At 53.9% G+C, this 20242-nt stretch carries 15 protein-coding genes; 10 read left to right on the forward strand and 5 right to left on the reverse strand.

Annotated elements, in window-relative coordinates; translation table 11 throughout:
* Positions 1-367: hypothetical protein (locus M3P21_RS20895; protein ID WP_249713283.1), on the reverse strand; the 367-nt coding region annotated here is incomplete at its 3' end.
* Between the two features lie 109 nt (positions 368-476).
* On the opposite strand from M3P21_RS20895, the gene M3P21_RS22835 reads away from it, so the two are divergent.
* The 3 genes from M3P21_RS22835 to M3P21_RS20905 all read left to right on the forward strand — a co-directional run bounded on the left by M3P21_RS22835 (position 477) and on the right by M3P21_RS20905 (position 3928).
* Positions 477-791, forward strand: coding sequence for a helix-turn-helix domain-containing protein (locus M3P21_RS22835; RefSeq protein ID WP_373320105.1), 315 nt, complete (start codon positions 477-479; stop codon positions 789-791).
* A gap of 621 nt (positions 792-1412) precedes the next feature.
* A complete protein-coding gene (locus M3P21_RS20900; RefSeq protein WP_249713285.1) occupies positions 1413-2111 on the forward strand; it encodes a hypothetical protein in 699 nt (232 codons plus the stop codon).
* The gene (locus M3P21_RS20905) at positions 2108-3928 is read left to right on the forward strand and encodes a TnsB C-terminal domain-containing protein (RefSeq protein ID WP_249713287.1); all 1821 of its coding nucleotides are present in this window, start codon (positions 2108-2110) and stop codon (positions 3926-3928) included. Before M3P21_RS20900 ends, M3P21_RS20905 begins: the two co-directional genes overlap by 4 nt.
* A gap of 36 nt (positions 3929-3964) precedes the next feature.
* Here the strand turns inward: M3P21_RS20905 and M3P21_RS20910 are convergent, their stop codons facing one another.
* The gene (locus tag M3P21_RS20910) at positions 3965-5116 is read right to left on the reverse strand and encodes a DmpA family aminopeptidase (RefSeq protein WP_249713290.1); all 1152 of its coding nucleotides are present in this window, start codon (positions 5114-5116) and stop codon (positions 3965-3967) included.
* Between the two features lie 502 nt (positions 5117-5618).
* Between M3P21_RS20910 and M3P21_RS20915 the strand changes: the two genes are divergently transcribed.
* Positions 5619-6074: a hypothetical protein gene (locus M3P21_RS20915; RefSeq protein ID WP_249713292.1), complete on the forward strand. Its 456-nt coding sequence runs from the start codon at positions 5619-5621 to the stop codon at positions 6072-6074.
* Between the two features lie 259 nt (positions 6075-6333).
* Here the strand turns inward: M3P21_RS20915 and M3P21_RS20920 are convergent, their stop codons facing one another.
* The gene (locus tag M3P21_RS20920) at positions 6334-6846 is read right to left on the reverse strand and encodes a redoxin family protein (RefSeq protein WP_249713293.1); all 513 of its coding nucleotides are present in this window, start codon (positions 6844-6846) and stop codon (positions 6334-6336) included.
* A 58-nt stretch (positions 6847-6904) separates the two neighbouring features.
* Positions 6905-7654, reverse strand: a complete 750-nt coding sequence (locus M3P21_RS20925; RefSeq protein WP_249713295.1) for a hypothetical protein — start codon at positions 7652-7654, stop codon at positions 6905-6907.
* Positions 7655-7740: 86 nt separating this feature from the next.
* On the opposite strand from M3P21_RS20925, the gene M3P21_RS20930 reads away from it, so the two are divergent.
* Both M3P21_RS20930 and M3P21_RS20935 read left to right on the forward strand, forming a co-directional pair.
* A complete protein-coding gene (locus M3P21_RS20930; protein ID WP_249713297.1) occupies positions 7741-8286 on the forward strand; it encodes a MarR family winged helix-turn-helix transcriptional regulator in 546 nt (181 codons plus the stop codon).
* A complete protein-coding gene (locus M3P21_RS20935; protein WP_249713299.1) occupies positions 8283-8981 on the forward strand; it encodes an MOSC domain-containing protein in 699 nt (232 codons plus the stop codon). The genes M3P21_RS20930 and M3P21_RS20935 overlap by 4 nt, the downstream gene beginning before the upstream one ends.
* 16 nt (positions 8982-8997) lie before the next feature.
* Here M3P21_RS20935 and M3P21_RS20940 read toward each other — a convergent pair whose 3' ends face one another.
* Positions 8998-9564, reverse strand: a complete 567-nt coding sequence (locus M3P21_RS20940) for an ImmA/IrrE family metallo-endopeptidase (protein WP_249713302.1) — start codon at positions 9562-9564, stop codon at positions 8998-9000.
* A 460-nt stretch (positions 9565-10024) separates the two neighbouring features.
* On the opposite strand from M3P21_RS20940, the gene M3P21_RS20945 reads away from it, so the two are divergent.
* The 4 genes from M3P21_RS20945 to M3P21_RS20960 form a co-directional block, all read left to right on the forward strand.
* On the forward strand, positions 10025-13897 hold the full coding sequence (locus M3P21_RS20945) for an AAA family ATPase (RefSeq protein ID WP_249713304.1): 3873 nt from the start codon (positions 10025-10027) through the stop codon (positions 13895-13897).
* Between the two features lie 45 nt (positions 13898-13942).
* Positions 13943-16138 (forward strand): FAD-dependent oxidoreductase, encoded by a 2196-nt coding sequence (locus M3P21_RS22690; RefSeq protein WP_249713306.1) that lies wholly within the window; start codon positions 13943-13945, stop codon positions 16136-16138.
* A 1-nt stretch (position 16139) separates the two neighbouring features.
* Positions 16140-18854 carry an NAD(P)/FAD-dependent oxidoreductase gene (locus M3P21_RS20955; protein ID WP_249713308.1) on the forward strand — a complete coding sequence of 905 codons (2715 nt, stop codon included), beginning with the start codon at positions 16140-16142 and terminating at the stop codon, positions 18852-18854.
* Between the two features lie 864 nt (positions 18855-19718).
* Positions 19719-20242: ATP-dependent nuclease (locus M3P21_RS20960; RefSeq protein WP_249713310.1), on the forward strand; the 524-nt coding region annotated here is incomplete at its 3' end.

Below are 20242 nucleotides of genomic sequence, written 5' to 3' on the forward strand. Positions count from 1 at the left end.
GAGGTTTATGAGATTCATAATCCTTGATGACGCGTTCCCATGGATCCAAACCCAGTTGATCAAGTAGTCTCCAAAGAGACTTGCGAGAGCAATAGTACCTTGCACGTAAATCCTTGAGCGTTTCTACGGCAAGAAAGTCTGAAACGAGATGCTTCGACGAGAATTGGAAAGGTAACCCCATAGCCTCTTTCAGCCAGACCGTCAAAAAGAGATCACCGTCTTCGCCCAAACTAATATCGGAGCGTTTTACTGCTGCCGGGTCAACTCTTCGGAAAGTTCTGTAATTGTTTTGAACCTCCCACATGTCGCGGGCAAGCTGACACGCGACTTTCTCTTTAGCTCGCATTTTCGATGCCCCTTCTTCCAAGATGGTGTTTTTGAAATTTGGGGCAGCGTTTAAAAGATTTGACTGCCGCGCGCACGATCAACTCTATTTGGGATAGTCGCAAAATAGACTCCATTCGTGAGGTCAAATCATGAGACACAATGATATCCCTATCGACCGAGCAAGGCACGCGCGGATCAAGTGTGAACTAGAAATCAAGGGGTTGAAGCTCACGGATCTAGTGCAACGGATCGGTGTCGGAGCCAGCGCCGTCAGCTCTGTGTCGCTTGGGAAAAGCCGTTCAGAGAAAATCGAAAAGTACCTGGCTTCGGTGCTAAATCAACGGGTTGAGGAGTTGTTTCCTGAGCGCTACGCCCAATCAGAAGTGGTCGAGGAGCAAAGCCCGGGAAGGCGTAAATCCCAGGTTTTGGAAAGGTTGTGGCGTTGCGATGAGACCCATTGTTGAGCCGGAAAGGACAGAGGTCCTGCGTTCCAGATCGTCCGGTTTTTACGTGGGCAGAGGGAATTGCCACAATCGTCTGGATTGCGGGCATTTCCGAAGTGCACAAACTGCCACGCGCACTTGCCTGTGGCCGCGAAACGATACGAGTATTGCTGTCGACGGTATCTTCTGCATGTTTTGCGACTTCCTACCTTCTATCGCCGGACCCGGGGACTTTATCTCGCAAAGATCGATACTGCTTGCGCAACGCCTGCTCGTCTTGCTCCAGGCAAAGGCCAGACGGCGGCCTATTGAGCACGGGCATTCCACTCTACGAAAACTGCTGAATTCGCCCATCGAGGAAGCACTGGCGGATGCCATTGGTGTGCCTGTCTCCGAATTGTTCGAGCCAATTCAAACAGAGGAGAAAAGCAAATGAGCCCGTAGAATAAGCAAAGCCCCCGAGAGTTACAGCTCTCAAAGGGCTTCGTGCAAATGATTGGAACCTGTTTGCACCTCATTCATGACCCAATTCTGGCGACCCGTCAACCGCGCTGATCGTTTCAGCGGGCGGGTCACCTTTTGTCTCAATCAATGAAGAGGAGCCGAACGGCACGGGCAACGCCCGCAGCTGCGGCTAGAGATATGTCTAAAGATGATGATGACGACGATTTCTATCGTCCCCCTGCACCCACCACGGCCGGGCTCATGTTCCCTGCGCGCTCAAAGTTCACTGTGCGCGGGTTTACCCTAGCCATGACGCCTGCCGAAATGTACTGGCGGCAGTTCATTTCAGCCAGTCAGCTTGAACGGGTAACCTGCCTACTCGCTCTCGCGGATTCAAGTCTTTGGAATCTGCACGATCAGCCGCGTCCCGTTAGCTATATTGATGCCTCGGGGCGTCAGCGCACGCATCGCTTTGATTGGCTGGCAGAGTACCGAGATGGATCACGTGTGGCGATGGCCGTCAAACCTGGCGAACGCGTCGAAAAGCTGAACTTCCGAAGCACGCTCACCTCAATCCGTCGGGATCTGCCGAAGGGGTTTGCTGACAAAGTCTGCCTCATCACAGAGCGCAACCACCACCCGAAAGAAGTGCAAAACGCAGAGCTTTTGAACTTCTTTCGACGCTGCCCGGACGAAGAGGCCGATCTTCTGGTTGCTGAGCTTGTTGCGGGTCTTACAGACGAGCTTTCCATCAGTGATCTCATAATGCCGTTAGGCCTTGGCGCGCGCGGGTTCCGCGCAGTTTTTCGAGCCGTCTATGCCGGGCTTTTGCAAGCCAACACGCGTGAACGCATTTCCACCAACACAATCGTCGCCCCAAGAAGGGAAAGGCCATGAAAGACTTCCAGTTTCAGCTCAACATCAGCCTCGAAGATGCGGTGATCGGGAAAGGTGAACTCCACTTTGTTCAAAAGGTCACAGACCACTCGGTTACACTGCTTGCAAAACAAGCGTGTGCTGTTCCCCTAACTTTTGCCCATGAAGAACTCGCCAAACTGCTCGAAGATGGGCATTTCTCGATCGAGTATGGCTATTTCTCGGATCGTCAGGCCGCCCGTCGCGCGCGGGCAGGGCGGGCGTTGCTCTCGCGCTTGTCTCTCAAAACCCAGCTCCTAGCGTTCCAAGGCGAGGCTTGGTGTGAGGCAATGCGCGAAGGGAAAGAAGAAGGGTGGTTTAACCGATCTTCAAAAAGATGGTCTGAATTTCTGCCGCAACTGCGTGAGCGCGTGAAGCAGAAACTTCAGGATGGGGTGCTCAAAGCCATGAATGGTGAGCCGGTTCCCCCGGACCTCCCTTCACATGCTCCAGGTCGCAGTGCCATCATGCAAAAGTACCGGATTTGGGAAGAGACTCGGGACCCGATGATCTTTGTCAAAAGATCTATTTTCAATGGTCAAAACGGCAAGAGGGTACATCCCCATGTTGAAGCGATCATTCAGATCGAACTCGCGAACTATCTTCATCCCAACGAGATCTACCCCTCTCAGGTATTGGATGCCGTAAACAGTGAGGTGCGCCGAAAGAACATCACGCTTGGCATCGCGGGTGACGACCTACTTCCGGAGGTCTCACTGAGCACGATCGAGCGCCGCATCAACGAACTGGACCGGTTTGAAGTATTGGCTGCGCGCAAAGGCGTTGCGCATGCCAAGAACAAGCTAGGTGCCTATGTCGGAGGCATTAAGCTTCAAGCCCCTTTGTTTCGCGTTGAAATGGACGAATGGGAAATCGACCTCATGTCGATCCTGAAGGGCGCGGGGATTGATGTCGCGCATCCGAGCCAGCGTGATCTTGAACTTGGTCGGCACTGGGTGTGCGTGGCAATGGACACGGCCAGCCGCTCAATTTTGGGTCTCAAGCTTTCGACCACGCCAAGTGCGGAAGATGCGAAAGCGGTTATCTGGATGGCGATGCGGGACAAGACTGCGCTTGCATCCGGGCTGGGATGTGAAACGCCCTGGTCGCAACACGGGCATGTCTATCATGTAGTGGTCGATAATGGCCCGGCTTTTGTCAACGCTGACTTCAAGGCAATCCTGTCCGATCTGGCGATTGACTATTCGGTTTTGCCCGCCGGTGTTCCCAGATTGAGAGGGATCATCGAGCGCGTATTCCGCACGATAGCGACTTTGTTGATGCCCTACCTGACCGGGCGGACCTTTTCCAATCCGCAGCAAAGAGGTGACTATCCGTCGGAAAAATATGCGGTGCATACCGCAGAGAGCATTTTGGAGCTGCTCGTGCGGTTCACGGTTGATGTTTACCACAATCGCAAGCACCGCGGCCTGGAATACGCAACGCCCAATAACATGTGGGACAAGCTCGTCTCCGAGTTTGGTTGGTCTCCTCCAATGAGTGGGCACAAGCTGCGTCACATCCTGGGGCTGAAATTCAAACGTGAGACTGGCCCGCGCGGCGTGCTGATGAACGGCGTGAACTATCATTCCAAACGCCTCGCCAAGCACTTTCAGAAATTCGGCCAGCAGACTGTCGAAGTCAGTATCGATCCTGAAGATATGGGTCATATCTCAGTTTGGCTGGAACGTGGAAGTAACAGTGGGTGGTCAACGCTGGCAGCAAAGGTTGAGGGGCTCGAACCGAGACCGTACCTTCGCTGCAGCCAGGTCGGACACAACAGACGCGCAACAAACTAAGCTTTCGCTGCAGTCGCTCCAAGGTCGGCTTCGTGTTTAGTCGGGAACTCTATCCCCATGGCCCAACGATCCCGCGCGCAAGAGCGCTGAATGCGGAATTGCAGGAACGAAGTTATGATCTCGACCCGCCATATCCGAATTCGCAGTCATGCTGTTCAGTACCGCCTCTTCCGTGGATTGGACGACCGCCTCGAAGAACCTGTCCAAATGCTCATCCGGGACCATGTCGAGGTGAAGCAAACGCTCTGAAGCATGGAAATTTGGAACCGTGTTTGCCGTTGAGAACGCCAGGAAGATGTCGCCGGAGCCATGGCGCGCAAATCCACCGGTTTTGCCGATACCAAACGTTGCCCGACGCGCCAATCGCTTCAGCTGATGCGGCAACAATGGCGCGTCTGTCGCAACAATAGCGATGATCGAGCTTAGGTCAGGATCCGGTGAATTCCTGACCATCACAGGTTCAGTCAGCTCCTTGCCCAGCGCATGGCCCAACACCATCAAGTCTTCCCTGTTGCCAAAGTTGGCTTGGACAAATGTTCCAATGGTATAATCGCGGCCAGCAAACGGCACGATCCGAGAGGACGTTCCTGATCCAGCTTTGAAACCAAAGCATTTCATCCCTGTACCACCACCTACACTGCCTTCTTGGATCTGTCCGGTTGCGGCATTTTCTATCGCAGAATACACATGTTTGCTTTTGATGTGAAAGCCATTGATATCATTTAGAAAACCATCATACGTTTCAGCGGCCACCGGAAGCGCGAAGCCGTCAGCGTATACATTTTGGAATCTTGCGGCGGCCCATTGTATGACCGCATCACGTGCAAGGCCGCATGAATGTGTATTCGTAATGGTTATTGGCAATGAGAGCTTTCCGACTTCTTCGATGTAGTGTGAACCCGTAAGCTCTCCGTTACCGTTCAAACTGAACACTCCTGCCTTCACCGGATCGCAAAGTTGTTCGATTGGCCTTGGCAATATGGCTGTGACCCCTGTTCGAACCGGTCCAGATCCAACATCAAGTGCTCCACTGCCATTGATTAAAGTCGTGTATCCAACCGACACACCTTCGACATCTGTAATCGAATTCCATTGCCCAGTGATGCCTTCAAGCTTCAAGCCCAGCGTTCTAGCGCGCAGCATTTTGGACGGTTCAGATTGGCCACAGTCGTGCTTCTTATTGTTCATTCTGCGTAACTACCCCATGAAGCTGTTTTGGTTAGCCTAGATCAGAAATCATCCGTTGCTCAAACCCTCAATGTTGTCAGGAGGCGCTGATGTCAAATCGACGATTAGAGTCTATATCGGTTGAACCGGACGTTCGAGTGACCTGCAGCAATCGGTAATATGGGCTCAGAGCCCGGTTTCGCTGCCGGTGACACGAACTACGGCTGCTGAACTGCGAATGACTGCGGACGGAACCAAACGTCGTAGAATCAAGAGCATGGCCCTGGTGGCGAACGCCCGCTCCAGGGAGGTCTAAAGGCCGACGCGTTCTGCGCTGGCATTCGACGGCTCCGGGCCCATGGCGGACCTTTTTTCCCTTACCACCACCGACAATAGATATGGTCGGAAGCGCTCGTTCATTGCACCAATCATTCCAGCGTGCCATCTGTTGGTGCCGCGACGATTTCGGATGGCCTCTGCCTACGGTCTGTCGCTTCATAGTTTTGCAAGTGCAGGAGTGATCATGACGTTTTTTGACCGCAAAGACGCCGCCGCCGTCTTTATCCTGCGCATAGGGCTCGTGTGGTTCATGTTTCTCTGGGCCGTCCACAAGATCATTACGCCCCAGCAATATCAAAACCTGGCCAAGAATATCGACGGGATCGAGATGTCCTTTGCCCAGATATACGCCGTGGGAGGCGTTCAAATTGCACTTTGTGTGCTGGCAGCACTGGGCGTTTTTCGCGTTTTCAGCTATGGTGGTCTTGCGGCAATGCATTTCTTTACCATCACCCGACAATGGGAGCGATACCTAGATCCCTTTGCTCTGAACGACCGCGGCTTTCCAATCAACCGAAACCCAGTGATCGCTCTTGCGGCGATGGCCGCATTCGTCGCGCTTCTGCTGCTGATTCACCGCGATCACTTCAGCATCGGAGGCTGGCTGCGGCGCCACGCAGGCGTCCGTTGGTGGTATTAGGATCTGACTTCTTGAAAAGGTAGCCGCCCCATAGAACCATCCATTTGGCGAGATTGAGGGCGTGCCGAGGTCGGCTTTGTCCGCCACCTGTGAGTTCGAGTGCGAATACTTGCTGCGGCCAGCACGAACCATCGGTCCGGCCGCCACTTGGCGGCGCTGAAATTTTTGCATCTGCGACGAATCTCCTGCCGCGAGCGCACGCAGCGAGAATTCAACACTTCTGCTGTGGGCTCGAAACAGAAGTTCTCCGCGCACAGGATCAATGACTGCTATCCAGCGATTGACCGACAGTGACGGGACCGCTTTTGACCGATACGACCCCTCGTGTCAGAAGGCCGCCAATCTCTGATCCCAATTGCAGTTCAGAAACCTGGCCAAGGTGATGCGCGACGATCTGCCCCGCCTGATCTAAAAGGACAAGGCTTGGTGTGCCGCGCATGCCAAAGCGAGACATAGTGTTTGGCAATGGTCCTGCGCCCTGTTTGTCCACGCCGACTGGGAACGTGATGCGATATTCATACAGGAAAGCTTGCAAAGACACCGGTGTCATAGCGGTGTGATGCTCGAACACGGTGTGCAGGCCAATTACGGCTACCTTCTCTTCAGAAAACGTCCTCTGAATCGACTGCGCCAAGGGAATACCGTGCAGGACACATCCTGGGCACAGCATTTGAAAGGCCTCAATGACGACAACCCGTCCTTTTAGGTTATCTAGGGTTAGGGGCGTGTCTGTGTTGAACCATTCCCTGACGTCTAACTCTGGTGCTTGCATTTTCCTCGTCCTCAGTAGCAGGCAGCCGCCGTGGGTTCGGCGGCTGCGCAATCGAATGTTAGTGAAGCTTGCCCGGCAGGCTCAGATCGCCGGATGCGACGTCGAAGACATCTGTGACGCACAGCAAGGGCGCATGGATATTAGCGTTCACACGCAAGGCCGAGGTGACACCATCGTAAGCCACGCCATCCAGTTCTACGTCGCTGGCGAAGCCTGCGTTCACCGAGATTTCGGGCCCGTCGAACAAAGGCGTAAACCCTGGGCTGTCCAGAAAGATCGAGAACCCAGGCCATGTGGCAGGTAGCTTGGGTGTGGAACCTTCGGGGATGTCACGTACAGCAAGCGCGTCGGGTCCGCACGCTTCGGTCGGGGTCAACACAACCCAGTGGCTGTGCCATTCGATGCCGTCATTGGCCGGATCGCCATCGCCGTTCTCGTCAAAAAGCGGTGTGTCATCAAAATCTGGATGACTGGTTGCGGCCATTGCAAGGATGCCTGTACCGCCTTCGAACCCAACGGCCGAAGGGTCCAAAGAAGTAGGCCAGACATATGACCAGACGTCTGATCCACCGACCTCTCCGGTTACCGCCGGGACCGAGGCGCCTGCCGCACCATTCGTTGTCATGTGAAAAGTGACCGTGTTTCCATTGCGGTGCGCGTGCGCGGCCAGAATGTCAAAGCCCGCGACTTTACTGGCGTCTGCCGAAGATATGATGGCGCCATCTTGATGGATGGCATGGTTCCCATCAGCAAGAGCTGTGCTGCCGATGAACAAGGCCAGAGTGGAAGTGAACATTGAGAATTTCATGGTTGCCTCCTGTTAAACGATAGCGAGTCGCTACTATAGTGAGAATTACATTGCAACTATAATTTCGAGTCGCTACTAAAAGTGTTATGAACACAGATCATCGCATACGCACACTGATCAACCGTCTGGCCCGGATTAATGCTTCCGAAGGATGGGCGGGAGATTTGAACCCGACTCAGAGGATGGCGCTCGAGTACCTCGCTGAGGCGAACATGTTCTCGCGTTCCCCATCGAATGTTGCAGAATACATCGGAACAACCCGTGGAACGATGTCACAGACGCTCAAAGCTTTGGCGCGCAAAGGCTATGTAGAAGAGCACCGCAAAGAACATGATCAGCGGTCGATTTCCTACGAACTCACCAAGGACGGGGGCGAGATCGTTCGTCAGCCGAACCCCGTTGCTCAGGCAGTAGGAGATATGCCTGCAGAAAACCAAGCCATGCTTGAGCAGGGGCTGATGCAAAGCCTCATTCTGGCTTTGGCCGCAAATGGAGGCCGATCATTCGGCCAATGCAAATCCTGCGCCCATCATGATGTCACGACGGAAAACGGTTTTTGCAAATTGTTGGGTGTTTCATTGGAGCCCGGCGAAAAAGACAAGATCTGCATTGAGCACGAGGAAGCTGGATGAACCACCCTGAACTGTCGGCAAACATTGACGGCATTTTCCTTGGAGCCATCAGAGATCGCTGGGAAGGTAAACCAGCGTCTGCCATTCAGAAAGGCCGGGTGGACGGGCGGCAAGCCATTACCTCGCTTGGATTTTCCGGGGACGCTCAGGCGGACCTGACCGTGCATGGAGGCGAAGACAAAGCCATCCATCATTATGATTTTGATCACTATTCGGCTTGGCAAGCAGAGGGCCTAATGACACCTGGCACGATGCCAGCGGCATTTGGCGAGAACATTTCTACGACGGGACTGACCGAGGAAAACCTCTGCATCGGCGACATCCTGTTACTCGGGACGGCGGTAGTTCAAATTAGCCAGGGACGGCAGCCGTGCTGGAAACTTGGGCTACATACAGGGCGCAAGGAAATGCCCTACCAGTTTCAGAAGACGGGCCGAACCGGATGGTACTATCGTGTACTCGAACCTGGCGAAGTTGGCGCCGGTGATCGGATCACCTTGGCTGAAAGGCCAAATCCCAATTGGTCTGTATTGGCTGTTACACGCGCACGGCTGACTCGTCGCATATCGCCAGAAGATGCCGAGGTTTTGTCTCAGATGAAAGAACTTGCTGAAGGTTGGCGACAAGCTTTTGGCAGAATGGCTGAGGGCAATGCCAAGGAGGATACATCGGCAAGGCTTGGAGGCTCAGGATAAGACATCCAACGCGCTTTCAGTCGTGACGTAGTTTCCTCGAGCTTAGTAACCTTCTCAACTCCATGATGGTCAAATCCGCGTTTGTCAGTCGCTGGGTGGCTTGATACTCCAGCCGGTCGTAGTTGAAGCCGTCCTCGCCTTCATTGTTGGCAATGAGATCACTTTCGACAACGGCTTCTGAACGCAAGTACCGGTCGTGTTTCAGGCAAAAGTGCCCGATTTCATGCGCGATGGTAAAGCGTTCCCGGTTGGGATCGTCATTTCTATAGACTTCGATGGAGCGAGTGCTGAAATTTGCGGATCCTAGAATTCTGCCTCCATCTGGGTCTAAGAGATCCTGCGTAGAATATGACAACGCAATGCTCAGATCAGAACAGATCTTTTCAACGTTAACGGCACCATGGAAACAATCGGCGTGCGATAGAATAGTGGAAGGTGGGCTTGCGACACCATTTTGGTGCTGCTCGTAGAAGTGCTTTGCAATGAGAATGGGTAGAATCTTCTTCACGTCCTGCTTGCATTCCCGCAAAGAAATAACAGTTACGAGCCGGTTGTTATCATCACCAAGCATCTCAACGGTCACGGAAACGTCCGTGTTGAGTGCGAATAGATAGAAAACACTCAGATCCTAGCGTTAGCTATCACATCGACACTTCTCTGTCGCCATCGTCGCAGAAATCTGGAAACACGCCGTTTGACGCCGGTCGATGAGATCTGCGCAATGCGGACAGACCGGATCTGTGCACTTGCAGCAATTTCTGACGCAGCATCCGTTCGCATGAGCAGCACACAATATAGCTGAGGTGAATTTGCTAAAACCATGCCGACTGCCCGCGGCCTTGATTGTTCCTAGATTTCAAAATTCTTTTCCACTGCGAGCGAGTCCAAAAAAGGGGCTCGGAAAAAAACCGATAGAATGCCTTCCCAGCATTCAGCAACTGATGCCAATCGGAGTGTCAGTACTTTTCAGCGATAGACTAAGATGTGGTCAGTCGCTATTATATCTCCAAAGATCTTTTTATCGAGTACTGAAGTCAGGAAAGTTGTTTGAGTATCTGCCGCGAATTTGCGTAGACTACCTGTCTGTGAAGAACCACAGGTTTGGTGACCCATGGCGTTTGAATGCGCATGGCGCTGTTTTGTTTGCGGACATTTCTGGTTTTGTTGGGTTGACGGAAGCATTGACCCGAAAAGATCCCCGCGGATCTCAGCATTTGATCAGAATTTTCGATAACGCACTTCGCAATGTAGCCCTAACCGTGGGAAAGCAGGGCGGCGATATCCTCTCTATCGTGGGGGATTCCTTTCTCGCCTTTTGGCCCGAAGCGGACAGCGCTGCGGCGTCAATTCTCTGCGCAGCGCAATGCGCTGAGGAACTTCACAGAACTACTGACACCTTACAAAACAACCACAGTGCACCGAAGTTTCGCGCAGCTATCAGCTTTGGGAGGACCGAGATATCTGGCGTCGGCGGATGCAATAAACGCATGTTGCTCGCCGCAACCGGCGCTGCCATCAATGAGGCCTGCTCCAACTTTCATAATGCAGAGCCAGGTCAGACGGTGATCTGCAGATCAGCTAAGAATCTTTTAAACAACAATAATATTCAAAATAGGTTGGCGGAGTCACAACTCAGGCCGCCGGAAAACTTCTTCTCAAAACTCAATATAGATGAACCACTTGCGAATAGCAGCGATACGATACAGCAACTACATCATTTTCTTCCGACATTGCTGACCAAATACCTAGATGAGGGCAACCAGAAATGGCTTGCTCAATTCAGAAAGGTTTCGTCTGTTTTCGTTTGCCATCAAAATGCATTTGAAACTCTACAAGAACTACATGACTTTGTTCTTGACATGCAGGCGATCATCTATTGCCGCGGAGGATCTGTCGATCAGATTATAGTTGATGACAAAGGCATCAGCTGCCTAGGGGCATTTGGATTGCCAGGCGGATCGGACAAGGACGACGCTGTCCGTGCCGTTCAAGCTGCTCTGGATGTCCAAGAGATGTTTGGGGGGGGCTCGATGCCAGTCCGCGTGGGAGTTGGGAGCGGACTGCTATATTGTGGCGACGTCGGGTATAAGACACGTCGACATTTTGCTCTGTATGGCCCATCCGTTAATCTGGCGGCACGTTTGGCTTTTGTGGATCAGGGCGTTGCGTGTGACAAGGCAACAGCTGAAGCGACCACTCATGTAGTCAAATTTGTCCGCTATACCCTTGCGGCGGATGATAAAAGACTTCCTTTGCGTCAGTACTTTGTACCGCTCGAAGCTCGTCCAACGCCGATAGTTCGAACCCGCCATTTTGTTGGGCGAACTGCAGAAATTACAGAGATAAAAAAACGGATCCGATCCCTTACACACACACAAAGTAGTATTGTTATATTAAGTGGCGAACCCGGAATTGGCAAAACCCGCCTCCTGTACGAAGCTCTCGCGCTGGCGCGCAACAGCGGAATTCGGGTCGTCGATGAGACGATCTCCAACTCCGAAACCGACGCACCCCTTGAACTCTGGCTGCGGATACTCCGAAAGGTGTCGGGCAAAAACGCGGAGCCCGAAGACGAGCCCTTGGCGGTCGCACCAGATGACGATTGCGTCACACCCGAGACCTGGGCAGCGCGGTTCAAGTTAGAAGTGATCAGGACCTTACAAGAAAAGTGTCCTAGCCCGCTCGTGATTGGTATCGACAATCTGCACTGGGTCGAACCTTCCTCGCTCGACTTACTGGACGAGGTACTGACTGCACTACCGGGATGCCTTGTGATCACAACAGCCAGCCCCAGGACACCGCGCGAGTTTGAGACCATTAAGCACTCGTGGCATTCAGCGATGTGCCATACAATGCAGCTCGGCCCGTTATCGCGAGCGGATCTGGCCACACAAGTTAAAGCGGTTCTCAACGCAGACGCAATTGCATCGGATCTGATAGAACGATTGTACACGATGACGGCGGGCCATCCGTTGTTCTGCGAAGAACTGGCCTTGGCGATGAAGGTCAGCGGCGGCTTGCGGATTAGCGACGGGACCGCCATTTTGTCGGACGTCGATGACACCGAGCGAGCTGCTGATGCGGCTCCCAGCCTGAACGGCGCAATCGCGATGCGACTTGATCAGTTGTCTTGGGAACAACAACTAATCTTGAAGTCAGCTAGTGCATTTGGACAAAAATTCAACGGCTCAGACTTGCGGGCAGTCATATCTGAATCTGGTCTAAGTGCTGGGATAGAAGATGACGTCGCCGTGCTTGTGGACGCAGCTTTTTTGGACGCCAAACCGGGCGGAACACTGCAATTCAAACATGCAATAACAAGGGATGTAATCTACGGCCAGTTGCCCGAAATGCAGCGACAGGAATTGCACAGAGCGGCCTACCGAACTCTGTTCGACCGGTTGGAGGGCAACAATTTCGACACGGCCCTGCTAGCAGAAATCATCGACCAAGCTGAGTATGCTGGACAAGCGGCGGATGCTCTACGCCATATTGAAACCTTGGTCAGTTATTCGCTGGCGCGCTACGCCAACTTGGCGGCGATCCGGCTTCAAAGACGGGCTTTCACTATAGCCAAGCGCCATCAAATCTCGCTATCTGCAGAAAGGCGAGCTCTTTGGTGGCGCAACATTGGCGATGCACATCAGGAGCTATCAGAATACAAAATGGCGGCGAAGGCTTATCGAATTGTGCTTCGACTGCTCCGGGACACGCCGCCAAGCAGCAATAGTCGCCTTGTTCTCAGCAGCGCCGTCGAAGTCGCCCGTCAGACCGTGCATCGTTGCCTACCACATGGGAGAATTGCTCATACAAATATTGACCGAAAGACAGCAGATTTAAAGGCTCATGCCTATCAGCGCCTCGCTGAAATTGCATTTTTTCAGAACAAAGCATTGTCGGTGCTACAGCATACCCTACGGGCCGCAAACCTGGCTGAGGCGGCGGGGCTTATGCCACGCACCGCGATCAGCCATGCCTCACTTTCGATTGGGCTGGGGCTCAACGGCATGGGGCGACTGGCACATTTCTACCGAAACGCTTCACTGAACACCGCTGATCAAACTGACGACGATGCCATCCGCGCCTACTCTAGGCTATTGGTCACGGTTTTAGCCTTTGGACAAGGGGACTGGAAAACGATCGACGAAATCGGAACCGAAGCAGCGCTGCTTTACCTACGCGTCGGAGATGAGTACCGCAATCATCAGGTAAGGTTTATTCAATTCTATGCGGACGTCCTGACGGGCAATCCACAGCGGGCCAAAACGCGGCTGCGACAAATCTCGCGTTCAGACACGGTTCAAGCGTTCCAGCAGACCCGGTTTTGGTATTCGACCTCAGCGCTGCTATTGGACACACTTTGGGGACGTACCAATGGAGCGCAGATCAAAGAGTTGCAGCTGTTTGGAGCGGCAAATCTAGATTTGCCGGACCGAATGATGGGCTTCGGGATCAGCGCTTTGGCCTGGTCCCGTCAGGGCGAAGCCTCCAAGGCGTTAGCCGCGGCAAAAGTTGCTTCGGAATTGTTGATCGAAAGCCCGCCAACAATTGGGGGTGGATACCTATTCGGCGCAACCGGCGCGGTCGAAGTTCTCTTGCACTACGCAGCCGATGGCTCTCTCCCGGAGCCGCAACAGTCAGCGTTGATGAATCGAGCTACTGAAGCTCTGGGCGCTTTGAAAACCTATACCCGTCGCGTTCCAGTCAGCAGGCCTCGTGTCTGTCTTCTTCAGGGCGCGGCCGCGATATTGGCAGGAAACGAAAAACAAGCTCAGTCACACTGGTTCCGCGGCGTCCGTGCGGCGGAAGAAATGGGTATGGAATTGGACCGTGTGCTTCTTGTTCGGTCTCTGGATGCGGGCAGGCCGGTCTTTGCCGAGGCTGGACGCGCGCTGCTACCGGAAAGGACCGCTTAAACCGACGAGACAAAAAAGATCAACAATACAGATGGAGGACATGACGTGACCAACGGACACAAGGAACGGGTTGTCATTGCAGGCGGGGGAATTGCCGCCCTGACGGCTGCCTACTATCTGAGTGCCACGCAGGATCTTCGTGATCGCTATCACGTCACGCTCTATCAGATGGGCTGGCGGCTTGGGGGCAAATGCGCCAGCAGTCGCGATGCGCAAGGCCGCAATGTTGAGCATGGGTTACATGTCTGGTTTGGGTGCTACGACAACGCCTTTGGCCTTATGAGCAAAGTGTACAGGGATTGGTCAAATCCGCTGAAGCCAACGTTGGACCGCAACTTCAAGAAGCGGTTGGAAAGCCGAATCGGAACGTCAGCCGATAACGATGTGGATTGGGTGCGCGTCCCCTGGCCTGATGCCCCTGGCTCACCATGGGACAGCCCGCGCCCGCATACCCTGACCCCCTTCTACATCGTCGGACGCCTGATAGATCACGTCCATGAGATGGTGCAGGCAAGCGCTGATCTGGGCGAGGCCCCGGTGGACGTCCAGCTACGTCTGAAACCTTCTGAGTTGCAGTACAACGCGCCTGAAGGGTTCGGCGAGGACCTGAACATAGTCGCCGGCTATCTTTCGCTGGCCCATGAGGTCATGGTCCGCTCCGGTGACGCATCTTCCGAGCCCATGACCCTGATCAATACTGCGACCTTTACGCGGTCCCTCGTGGCTGCTTCTCTGGACAGCCTGATGGTGGTCCGCTCAGCCGATACGCCCCACTATATTGCCGAGGCTATCGAGCTGGCCCGCGCGCTGATCGTCGGGCTGCTCACCGACCTTATCATCGGCAGCGAAACACTGGATACGCTGGACGATACCGAGTTCCGCGACTGGCTGATGCGCCACGGGGCCCGCCAATCAACGGTCGAGACCTCGCCTTTTCTCAAGGCACTGTACGACACGATGTTCCAGTATCCCGGCGGCAATCAGAACAATGGTGACTACGCCGCAGGCACTGCCCTTCAGGTCGTGACCCGTCTGCTGGGCACCTATCGCGGGGCCCCCATGTACATCCCGCAATTCGGGCTGGGCGAAAGCGTAATTGGACCGCTGTACGAAGTCCTGAAACAAAACGGGGTGCAGTTTGAGTTTTTTCACAAACTGCATCGGGTGGTTCCAAACCAAGATGGCGACAAGGTGGGCACGGTCACCTTTCAGGTACAGGCCCTGCCTAAAAACACGTACACACCCGTGATCGAAATTGACGGCCTGCCGACTTGGCCAGATCAGCCATTCTGGGATCAGTTGCACGCGGATGATATTCCGGACGGCACAGATTTTGAGTCTCATTGGAACCCGCATCCGCCTGCCGACGAAAAGACATTGGAACTCGGCACTGGTTTCGACCACTTCATTTTGGGCGTTTCATTAGGTGCGCTGGGGGCGGCAGAGGGCGAGACAGGCATCGTAGATGACCTGCGCCCGTTATGCCCGAAGCTGGACAGTCAGATCACGGAAACACCTCTTGTGCCCAGTAAGGCCGCGCAGGTGTGGTTTACCGAAACCGCAATAGAACTGGGACAGGACCCTCCGCGACACGCCGCCGTCTCGGGGCCTGAAGCGTTCGATATATATGCGGACATGACACAGGTTCTGGACAGCGAACCGGATCAAGATCCGCCAGAACAATCTTTGTTTTACCTGTGCACCACATATGACACGGACCTGTATCGTCGCCCCGCAAGCGATGCGGACACACCCGCGCTGGCGCTTGCGGATGTAACGGAACGGTTTGACACATGGAAAGATATCTTTGGGCTAAAAGTCTGGCCCTTGGCAAGCGCAAATGGAGCGTTTGACCCGGCAAGGATCGCTCATCAGGTTGTCCGCGCCAACATCAATCCCACAGATTGCTGCCCGTCATCTGCGACCGGAACCACCCGACTTCGTCTTGACGCGCAGGGGACGGCTTTTTCCAACCTCTACCTAACGGGTTGCTGGACCCGGACCGGGCTTCATACCACCTGTGTCGAAGCTGCAGTAATGAGCGGTATGCAGGCTGCCCGTGCTCTATCGGGAACGCCTCAGATCGTTTTCGGCGAGACGTTCCTGAGGGAAACGACACATTTTGAACCATTCCGCCAACCAGTTGCTTGCTTCGACCGGATGATCGATCGCCTTCTTCCTTTTGCACATGCGCGTTTCGCTCCGCGCAAACGGCAAGACAACTCCAGATTCGGAGGGTGATATGGGACTTGGAAGAAAGAAAAAGCTTGTTGTTCTAGGCGGTGGGATGGGAACGTTGTCGGCCATCTATGCCATCACCTCTAAGGATCGCTGGAGGGCCGATTTCGAGTCCATCACCGTCTATGAAGAAACCTGGCGTCTAGGCGGTAAGGGAGCCAGTGGCCGAAACCCGGATGCCTGCTTTCGCAGCGAAGAACATGGGTTGCACATATGGCTGGGATTTTACGACAACGCCCTCGAACTGATCCAGGATTGCTACAAAAAGCTGGACCCTTCTCACGGCCACCGCTGGCAGGATTGGACACAAGCCTTCACACCGCTGGACGCCGTTCAGTTGCTGGAAAAGGGGTTTGGTGGACGGCCGACCGAGTATAAGTTTCCACCCAGGGGTGGGCAGGCTTCGCTGGGTGCAATCCCTTCGATATTGGGCGCCGCGCGATTGCTTTCGACATCGGGCACAACCACTTTCTCGCAAGACTTTCAGGAAGAGTTTGCAACCAAGGCCGGGCCGAGTATCGGTGCGCGCATCACCCGGATTGACCAGCATACCGCTGATCTGGAGCGCAAAGGAGAACTGCACCGCGAACAATGGAAAGAACTGCGCGACGATCTGGACTACACGTTGTGGGAGTTCAATCGTCGCGAACAGCAACTTCTCCGTGGCAAAAGCGCCGACGTGTTCCAGATGTGGGTGCTGATGAACCTGTCCCTGTCGCTTCTTTTTGGCATCGTCCGCGACCGCATCTACGCGCGCGGTTTCGAAGTGATTGAACGGCTGGAATGGTCGAGATGGATGCATCGCAACCGGGCCACAAGACGGGTATTGGCCTCGGCCCCAGTCCGGGCCTGCTATGATCTGATTTTCGGATATGTGAACGGATGGGCCAATGCCAGGTGCGTCGGGGCCGGAACCGGGACCTATTGTCTGCTACGGATGGTTTTCGGCTACCGCAATCACTTCGCTTATCAACTGAACGCAGGGATGGGAGAGGTCGTTTTTTCGCCCCTCTACCACGTCTTGCGTGACAGGGGGGTGGAATTCAAATTTTTCCATAAAGTAACCAATATCCTTCCGGACAGAACTGGCACAGCGGTTGACTCCATTCAACTGCAATGCATCAGACGGGTAAAGGGCGATCGGGAGTATCTGCCTTTGTTTAACGTCAAAAACCTGCAATGCTGGCCAACGCAGCCTTTCGAAGATCAACTGGAGCCGCTTCCAAAGACCTGTGCGGAAGATCGGGTCTCTCTGCAATACGGAGATGATTTCCATGATGTTATTCTGGGAATACCGCCCCCAGCTCTGGATCAGATCACAGAAGAGTTGCAGGCGGTGAATGCCCAATGGCGTGACATGACCGACAAACTCAGAACCACAGCCACCCTGTCGGCGCATTTGTGGATGACTGCTTCGACGACATCGCTGGGCTGGCCGGACCAAAGCACGCTATTCGGCGCTTACGAAAAACCACTAGACACGATTTGGGATGCCGACAGCCTGATCGAATTCGAAGATTTCCCAGCCGACAATTGCCCGAAAGCCATTATGTATCTGTGTGGCGTCATGGCCGACGGGGAAGACCCGCGCACAACTGCGAAAGAGTGGATCAAGACCCGTGCAGACGGTGCCTGGAGCAACGTGCGAAACCCCACCAAGCCGGAATTTGATTGGAGGATGCTGTACGATCCTCAAGACAGACCTGACGAGAAGCGGTTGGATTGGCAGGCGATACATATCAACGACGAAGGAGCCGCCCGATATGTGCAATCCCGACCCGGAACCGCGCGCTATCGGCTGCGCTCGGATCAGTCGGGTCTTGAAAACCTCTGGTTGGCTGGGGATTGGACTAAAACCGCACTTAACGCAGGATGTATGGAGGCCGCAATCATGTCAGGACAACGCGCCGCACGAGGGGTTTCGGGCTACAGCGAAATCAGCGTCATCGGCGAAGCCGATCGGCCCATTTTGCCCACAGGGCCACTAGATGCGATACGCCAAGTGTTCGACGGACTTGATGACGCAATTGGAGAGATCGACGCCCTTGGAGCCGTCCTCGCATTGCCAAATGCCGACGTCACAACCATGCTACCCGACAACTTGGAGATTGTGCCTCACCCAAATAGCCCCTCTGGTCTTCACCCGGTCGGAGTGCTTTTCGCACACCACTGGAATGTTCGTCCGGCACGTGCGCCAGAGTGGCTTGGGCGCGGCTACAACGAGGTCGCTATCGCGGTCCCTTTTGTTCGACCACGACATTCCAACGATGCTCAACTTTTTACCTACCTTCCCATACTTTTGCTCGATAGCCCTGGTTTTACTGCGCTGGGAGCATTGGGATTTGGACTAAACAAAAAGATCTGTAGTGTGACCAATGGAGGTGGATACCGGCAAGCGCAGACCGTCTTTCGGCAAGTTCCGTTGCTGACATTCGATACCCGGGCCGCTGGACAAGCCCGACCCGCGTCAGAGTTTCCTAACCTCGATCTTGCGCGGGACATATTTTCGCTGCCGGTGCTGACCCGACATTTTGGCAACTGGCGTCGGCTCAACATGGCCTTTGATTTCGCCGCCGCTTGGGTTACGCCGGTTGCGGGACAACTGTCGGTCGAAAACGTATTCCTGGATGGTTTCCGCAGACAACAAGTTCAACTGGCGAACATCAACCATGATCCTTTTTCGGCATTTGCATTCCGCTGCGGCTGGAGTCTCACTTGAGGCTGTGGCCATAGCTTTTGCAGGACATCCCCGTAAATCAATGCAATCTGCTTAGCCAAGCACGTACAAAATGGTCTCGAACCGAACCACTGCCGCAGTGCGGCCGCAGGTCTGATCTGAATTGGCGTACCGCAAGTGCCGCCTGCCAATTTGGTTCAAATGTCGATTTGCTCGGCGATGCTCAGCGCACATTCAAGTTCGACACCAAAATATCTGACAGCGCCGTCAATGCGCTTGCGGCAAAAATTTGTTTTACGAGCACTCACAGCAAGATACAGCAATGACGGGGTCGGGCTCTCAACAGACCAACGCCGCGGCGTCGTTGAATGGCGGCCACCAGTATTGGGGCAGAAATGCTCGACGTTTGGGTCAGAATTGAATGACGTGATTTGCCCACTTATTGAGGTTTTGTGCGCCGATTGAGTCAGGAATCAATGACGTTCCACATTCCTGTTATGAAACGCCAGAGATGTTTGACTTTTCCGTCACAACATTGACCCAAATGCCTGTAGAATCCAGCTAGGCTTGGGCCGGTCGCTTCATCCTAGCGGCTGATACGGCGATGAGATGTGTGTGGTCGAGCAAGTCTCGAAACTCAATCTGGACAAAGCGGCCTTTGGGATAGGGTACCTTCCGAGGCGCTCAAGAATCCCAGGTTTTTCTGTATCGAGCGCGACGCGGTACTTGCGTTCGACTATTGTTAGAAACCTTGCTTCCGGTCCAGAACGGACTTTGAAGTTTAGTCAAATTGCTGCAGCGCAACAATGACATAGACCCCCTAAACATATGAGCAAATCAGTTTGGTCTTCCCAAAGAAAGCTGGTCGACGTATTCGTGTTTGAGTTGTGCTAACTGGATTTGGCCATGTATATTAGAGAATTACGTTTAAAGAATTTCCGTTGTTTCGGCGGTACAGAAGAAGTCATCAGTCTTGATCCAGAGATGACCGCTATCATTGGGGACAACGGCAGTGGCAAAACAACGGTTTTAAAGGCTCTTCAGAGGCTGTTCGGTAGCACTTCGGCCGAACGAAGTCTGAGCCGTGATGATGTCCACTTTGGGGCTGGCGAAGTTCCTGGTCCCACCAACCAAGGTGACGATACACAGGCCCCACCTGTTGTCTCCAGTAGAGAGATTTACGTTGAAGCGATACTGGACTTCCCTGAACTGATCAACGCCCCCGAGGAAGACTCCAGTTCTGTACTTGATGTCTCGATCGAGACATTTCATGCGATGTCGTGCGCCGGGTCAGCAAGGTCGACAAGAAGAGTTTCGGAGACAGTGAGGAGCGTCCCCTCCATTCGTAGCACCAATGTAGCACCGGTTGTTGTGGCTATAATACAAGAAGCGCCCCATGGGGCGTTAGTGCGTTGTATCTGCTGGTATTT

This window comes from Ruegeria spongiae, assembly GCF_023502395.1.
Lineage (GTDB): Bacteria > Pseudomonadota > Alphaproteobacteria > Rhodobacterales > Rhodobacteraceae > Ruegeria_C > Ruegeria_C spongiae.